Raw genomic sequence first — 2,883 nt, forward strand, 5'->3', positions numbered from 1 at the left:
CCCCAGGGTCGGTGGACCCGGGGGCGCCCTCGTCGTGGCGCGGCCGAGTCGTCGGGCGGTCAGCGCGAGGCGTCGCCGCCGTCGGCGGGCTCCACGACGGGCTCGGTGGACCCGGCCGACACGTCGGGCAGGATCAGCGACAGGTAGGACCGCAGACCGGCCGCCATGTCCACGGGTGGGCGCGGCCCGTTGCGCTCGAGCAGGAACTGCACCTGCAGCCCGTCCATGAGGGCGACGACCGCCCGGGCGGTCGAGGCGACGTCGACCCCGGGGCGCAGCCGTCCCGTGGCCGCGCGCTGGGCGAGCTCCTGACGGCTGCGCAGGAGGACCCCGTCGTAGCGTCTTTGGAAGTAGTCGTGCGCGGGGTGGTCGGGGGCCGTGGCCTCGGCCGACAGGATGCAGAAGAGCTCGACGATCCCGGGGCGGGAGGCGTTGCGCTCGACGACGCGCACGAGAGCCTCGAAGTAGTCGAGCCCCTGCGCGAAGTCGGCCTCGAGCAGGGCGAAGTCCACGGCGTCGCGGTGCTCGAGGACGGCCTGGAGGAGCACCTCCTTGGTCGGGAAGTGGTGCAGCAGACCGGGGTGGGAGATCCCGACGCGCGAGGAGATCTCGCGCAGCGACGCCGAGTGGTAGCCGACCTCGCCGAACAGGCCCGTGGCCGCCTCGAGGATCTCGTCGCGCTTGGCGCGCCCCTTGGCGTAGCCGCGCGACGCGGTCCCGGCGGCGACACCCGGCGTGTCGCGCCGGGCCGTCGTGCGCTGCGCCGTCGGGCCTGCGCTCGGGCGTGGTTGCGTGGTCTCTGACGTCCTGCTGGGCATGTGCCCTCCCCCGTGAGTGTGTCCGTGCCCGGTCCTGCGGTGCGTGCCGCGGCGAACCGGTCACGCGAGCCTAGCGCCGCGACCCGTCGACGGTGGGTCGTGTCCCACTGCGGCGGCCTTGCCTCGTGCTGCCATCATCCCATCAAACCGACCGAGTGGTAACTTTCCACCCGCCGCGCGAGGTGGACCCGTGCGCGCGAGGTAGAACGCGCTGCGCCGAGGTAGAACGTGGCGTGTCCCACCTCGCGCAGCCGGTTCTACCTCGGCGACACGTGGAGGTGGCACCCAGCCGACGCCACCTCCACCGGAAGTCGCAACCCACCTTCCCCCCTCCGCCGGAAGCGCCCGCCACGGCCCGGGAGACAGGCTGGAGGCACGGCGCGCGGCACCCCGGCTGCGCGGCCGGAGGAGAAGGGATCCCCCGATGCCAGCCATCGAGATCGTGGGCCTGCGCAAGTCCTACGGGACGTTCGACGCCGTCCGCGACGTGAGCTTCGCTGTCGAGCCCGGGAGGGTCGTGGGGCTGCTCGGCCCCAACGGCGCGGGCAAGACGACCACGCTCGACGTCCTGCTGGGGCTCGCGTCCGCGAGCGCCGGGACCGCGACGATCCAGGGCAGCCCGTTCGCGGCGCTGGAGAAGCCAGCTTCGACCGTGGGCGCGCTGCTCGACGCGGGCGGCCTGCACCCGGGCCGCAGCGGCCGCGACCACCTGCGGGTCCTCGCGACCGCGGGCGGGATCGGGGGCCGGAGGGTCGACGAGGTGCTCGCGCTGGTCGGGATGGACCGCGCCGCCGACCGTCGGGTCAGGACGTACTCGCTCGGGATGCGCCAGCGCATCGGGCTGGCTGCGGCGCTCCTGGGCGACCCGCAGGTCCTGGTGCTCGACGAGCCCGCGAACGGCCTGGACCCCGCGGGCATGCGGTGGATGCGCGAGGTCCTGCGCTCGTTCGCGGACGGCGGCGGGGCGGTGCTCCTCGCGAGCCACGTCCTGGCAGAGGTCACGCAGGTGGCCGACGACCTGGTCGTGATCGGCCAGGGCCAGGTCATCGCCGACGGCCCGCTCACGGACCTCGTCCGGGGCGAGTCGTTGGAGGACTTCTACCTGAACCTGACCGCCGAGACCGAAGGAGTGCGCTGATGTTCCGCGCCGAGCTGCTCAAGCTGCGTACCACCCGCACGCCCTGGGTCCTGGGGGTCGTCGCCCTCGCGGGCATGGTCCTGGTCCAGGCCCTGACGATCGCCCTGCCGCGCGTCCTGTCGAGCCTCGAGGGTCTGGGCGGCGGCGCCACCGTCGGTCTACAGGCCTCGCCCGAGATGACGGCCGACCTCGCCCCCGACCTGGGCAGCCTCACCGACCTGGGCGCCGCCCCCGTGCAGCGCGCGATGCTTGACCTGCTGGGCAACGGACCCGCGGGCTCGGGCTCCGCGGGGGTCTCTGTCATCTGCATGCTGCTGCTGGGAGTCCTCGCGATCACGACGGACTTCCGCACGGGCGGCATCGTCCCCACGGCCCTCGTCGTCCCGTCGCGCCTGCGCGTCCTCGCGGGCAAGGCGGGCGCGACCGCGGTCGTCGCCCTCGTGATCGGCGCCGCGCTCGCGGTGCTCACGGCCCTGGGTCTTCTCGCGGCCGTGGCGTCGACACCGGGGGCGCAGCTCATGGTCGGCGCGGGCGACGTCCTGGGGGTGTGGGGGCGCGGGCTGCTGGTCCTCGTGCTGTTCACGTGGCTCGGGCTGGGCATCGGGACGCTGGTCCGCGGGCAGGTCGCGGCGATCCTGGTCGTCGTGGGGCTCGTGGTGGTCGAGCCGTTGATCCAGGCCGCGGTCGTGCTGCTCTCGGGCGGCACGTCGAGCGCCGCGGCGTGGCTGCCGCTGGGCCTGGGGTCGCTCGCGTCGACCGGCCAGAGCGCGACGTCGGTCCTGGGCGGCCTCGCCCCCCTGGGCGTCGGGGCCGCGGTGCTGGGCCTGGTCGCCTGGGTCGCGGTCGCGCTCGGCTCGGGCGCGGTGACGTTCCGCCGCCGCGACCTCGCCTGACCCGTCGCTCGTCGGGCACCACGGGCACGTACCG

The 2,883-nt window shown here is 74.6% G+C and carries 3 protein-coding genes; 2 read left to right on the top strand and 1 reads right to left on the bottom strand.

The annotated features are described in order from the left end of the window. Window positions 1-59: 59 nt before the first annotated feature. Window positions 60-818 (bottom strand): TetR/AcrR family transcriptional regulator, encoded by a 759-nt coding sequence (locus tag ACFRCR_RS18135; protein ID WP_377679537.1) that lies wholly within the window; start codon window positions 816-818, stop codon window positions 60-62. A gap of 424 nt (window positions 819-1,242) precedes the next feature. On the opposite strand from ACFRCR_RS18135, the gene ACFRCR_RS18140 reads away from it, so the two are divergent. Then, the gene (locus ACFRCR_RS18140) at window positions 1,243-1,956 is read left to right on the top strand and encodes an ABC transporter ATP-binding protein (protein WP_377679539.1); all 714 of its coding nucleotides are present in this window, start codon (window positions 1,243-1,245) and stop codon (window positions 1,954-1,956) included. Further along, window positions 1,956-2,849, top strand: coding sequence for a hypothetical protein (locus ACFRCR_RS18145; protein ID WP_377679541.1), 894 nt, complete (start codon window positions 1,956-1,958; stop codon window positions 2,847-2,849). Before ACFRCR_RS18140 ends, ACFRCR_RS18145 begins: the two co-directional genes overlap by 1 nt. Window positions 2,850-2,883 lie beyond the last annotated feature (34 nt).

This window comes from Oerskovia sp. NPDC056781 (assembly GCF_042789955.1).
Classification (GTDB): domain Bacteria; phylum Actinomycetota; class Actinomycetes; order Actinomycetales; family Cellulomonadaceae; genus Oerskovia; species Oerskovia rustica.